Raw genomic sequence first — 2,538 nt, forward strand, 5'->3', positions numbered from 1 at the left:
AGTGTTAGTGCAGCCGTGGTAGACGAAACTGACGACAACATCTCCGCGATCACAGAGCAGGGTGTCGCTGCGGGCCTCCTCTGCCGCATGACCGAGATCTGTTTGGAGACTGCATGGCATGGTGCCCGTGACCCTGGTCAGCTGGTAATGGACCTGAATGCTATCGGCGCGGTCAGGGAGGTCAGATCGTACCAGCCCTTCGGGCATATCTTCGGGTCGCGTGTCATCATCATCGGCGGCGGAGCACAGGTTGCGCAGGTCGCCCTCGGCGCCGTGAACGAGGCCGACCGGCACAACATCCGTGGCGAGAGGATCTCGGTGGATACCATCCCCCTTGTCGGGGAGCGCACCCTTGCACTTGCCGTGGACGCTGTTGCACGCCTGCCCCGTGCCACTATCCTCGTCCTTGCGGGATCCATCATGGGGGGCGAGATCTCAAAAGCTGTTGACCGTGTCCGCGAAGCAGGGATACCGGTCATCGCGCTCAAGATGGCGGGGACCGTGCCGGAGCATGCCGACCTTGTGGTGACCGACCCCATCCAGGCAGGAGTCTTTGCCGTCATGCACGTTAGTTCCAAGGCGGTCTTTGATATCAACCGTGTAAAAGGACGGGAATTCTGAGTATGGACATCATCAAAAAGGCCGTTTCTGTCCTGATGCATGACGGTCTCGTGGTCTACCCCACCGAGACGGTTTACGGCCTTGGCGCCGATGCATTCTCCGAAGAGGCAATCCGGAAGGTATACGAAGCAAAGAAACGCCCGATCGCAATGCCGGTCTCGATCGCCGTCTCCGACCGGGACATGCTGGGAGCAGTCGCCCATATCGAACCATGGATGGACGGCTTCTTTGAGGCTTTCCTTCCCGGGCCGGTGACCGTTGTCCTCCCCGCGCGGAACTGTGTCCCGGAAGTCCTGACCGGGGGGACCGGCAGGATCGGGATACGGATGCCGGCCCACCCGTTTGCCCTGCAGCTCATCACCGAGTTCGACGGCCCGATCACGGCAACGAGCGCAAACCTCCACGGGGCAAAGGACCCGCAGACACCGGACGAGTGCACCATCACCCACGAGCTGCTCATTGACGGGGGAAGGCTGCCCGGCACCCCGAGCACAGTGGTTGACCTGCAGAAAAAAGAAATTATCCGGAGCGGGGCTGATATCGAAAAGGTCGCATCGTTCCTGCGGTCATTGTGAGGTTTTTTGTATGCTGCCCGTCCGCCTGCGTGATTTTATCGAAGACGAAGATGGCTGGCTCTATGCTGTCTCGACGTACGACAACACTGACCGGATTGGCTGTGTGCTCCGGTACGTTCCCGAAGAGAACGGTGCCCGCATCCACCCTTCCGGGCGCCGCTTCACCAAGTACGACTTTGAGGAGGCGTATGCCCATATTGCCCGGTTCAAGCCGGAATATTCCGGGCTTCTCCACCACATCCCTTACAGCGATGTGAAACGCATCCTCAAACCCGACCAGGAGATCGAAAGGATTGCTTCCACTCACCCCCGTGTGCAAAAACTCGTCAGCCTCTTTGCCCAGCCCCGTGGATCTGTGGGGTGCACTGGTTCGCTCCTCTGCGAGCTGGAGAGCGGGAGTTCGGATATCGACATGGTGGTGTACGGGAAGAACTGGTTTGCTGCCCAGGCATTAGTCCGCCAGGCAATCCGCGAGGGAAAGATCGAGGGACTTTCAGAAGAGATGTGGCGAAAAGTGTATGAGAAGCGCAAGCCCGAGATCGCATATGATACCTTCGTTCTCCATGAGCAGCGGAAGTGGAACCGTGGGCAGATCGAAGGCACGTATTTCGATATCCTGTTCACGCGTTCCTACGAAGAGATCCGGAGCGCTCCGTCCGGACGCGGGACGGTGCTCGGAAAAGCAACCATCGAAGCAACGGTGACCGACGCCTCGCTTGCCTTCGACAATCCCGCGGTGTACGAGGTGGAGCATGAATCGGTATCGCGGGTCCTCTCGTTCACTCACACGTACAGCGGGCAGGCGCTTGTTGGTGAGACTATCGAGGCCTGCGGCGTCCTCGAAGAGCATGGCAGCGAGCAATGGCTTGTCGTAGGGACCACCCGCGAGGCACGCGGGGAATATATCGTATCAAAGACCCTGCTCGAATCTTAAAAAAAGGATTTTTGGGGGCGTGCAAGGGGGCCTTCATTACCCGCTTACAGCGCAACGTCCCTGGATTTCTTGTTCGCCCGGACTCCCCCGGATACCGGCACGGCGCCAGACCTCCACCGCATCCTCGTACTGGTCCGGGAACCGCGCTGTTCCGGGAACGAACCGGAACTTTTGCAGGATATGCTGCATGACCGGGCGGGGCATGACCACGCTCACATCGTACCCACCGGTCAGCCACTGGCGGATAAGCGCCTGCGTGTTTCCCTCGTTTTTATGCCGGGAGATGATATAATGGAGGATGAGCCGGTTTCCCGCTTCTCTCTCCAGCCAGCCGGAGAAGAGGTCTTCGGTGAATCCCAGTGCATCGCCTTCTCTTGTACCAGTCTCAATACGGTGTGCTGTCATCTG

4 protein-coding genes are annotated in these 2,538 nt (G+C 59.2%); 3 read left to right on the plus strand and 1 reads right to left on the minus strand.

Translation table 11 applies throughout. The features are described from left to right. Positions 1–15 precede the first annotated feature (15 nt). From CW742_RS10375 to CW742_RS10385, 3 genes are read left to right on the plus strand one after another with little or no spacing between them, the layout of a single operon-like run. Positions 16–621: a DUF5612 domain-containing protein gene (locus tag CW742_RS10375; protein WP_292420101.1), complete on the plus strand. Its 606-nt coding sequence runs from the start codon at positions 16–18 to the stop codon at positions 619–621. 2 nt (positions 622–623) lie between these two features. Continuing rightward, positions 624–1,196: an L-threonylcarbamoyladenylate synthase gene (locus CW742_RS10380; RefSeq protein WP_292420093.1), complete on the plus strand. Its 573-nt coding sequence runs from the start codon at positions 624–626 to the stop codon at positions 1,194–1,196. Between the two features lie 10 nt (positions 1,197–1,206). Next, positions 1,207–2,130: a DNA polymerase subunit beta gene (locus tag CW742_RS10385; protein ID WP_292420096.1), complete on the plus strand. Its 924-nt coding sequence runs from the start codon at positions 1,207–1,209 to the stop codon at positions 2,128–2,130. Between the two features lie 36 nt (positions 2,131–2,166). Here CW742_RS10385 and CW742_RS10390 read toward each other — a convergent pair. Further along, positions 2,167–2,538, minus strand: a 372-nt coding sequence (locus tag CW742_RS10390) for a hypothetical protein (RefSeq protein WP_292420098.1), incomplete at its 5' end; no start/stop codon positions are given.

Origin of the sequence: Methanoregula sp., assembly GCF_002835825.1 — an archaeon.
Taxonomy (GTDB): Archaea; Halobacteriota; Methanomicrobia; order Methanomicrobiales; family Methanospirillaceae; genus Methanoregula.

Excerpts from the sequence above, each read along its gene's own strand:
- CW742_RS10380 (WP_292420093.1), top strand. The coding sequence starts at position 624 with ATGGACATCATCAAAAAGGCCGTTTCTGTCCTGATGCATGACGGTCTC.
- CW742_RS10385 (WP_292420096.1), top strand. The coding sequence starts at position 1,207 with ATGCTGCCCGTCCGCCTGCGTGATTTTATCGAAGACGAAGATGGCTGG.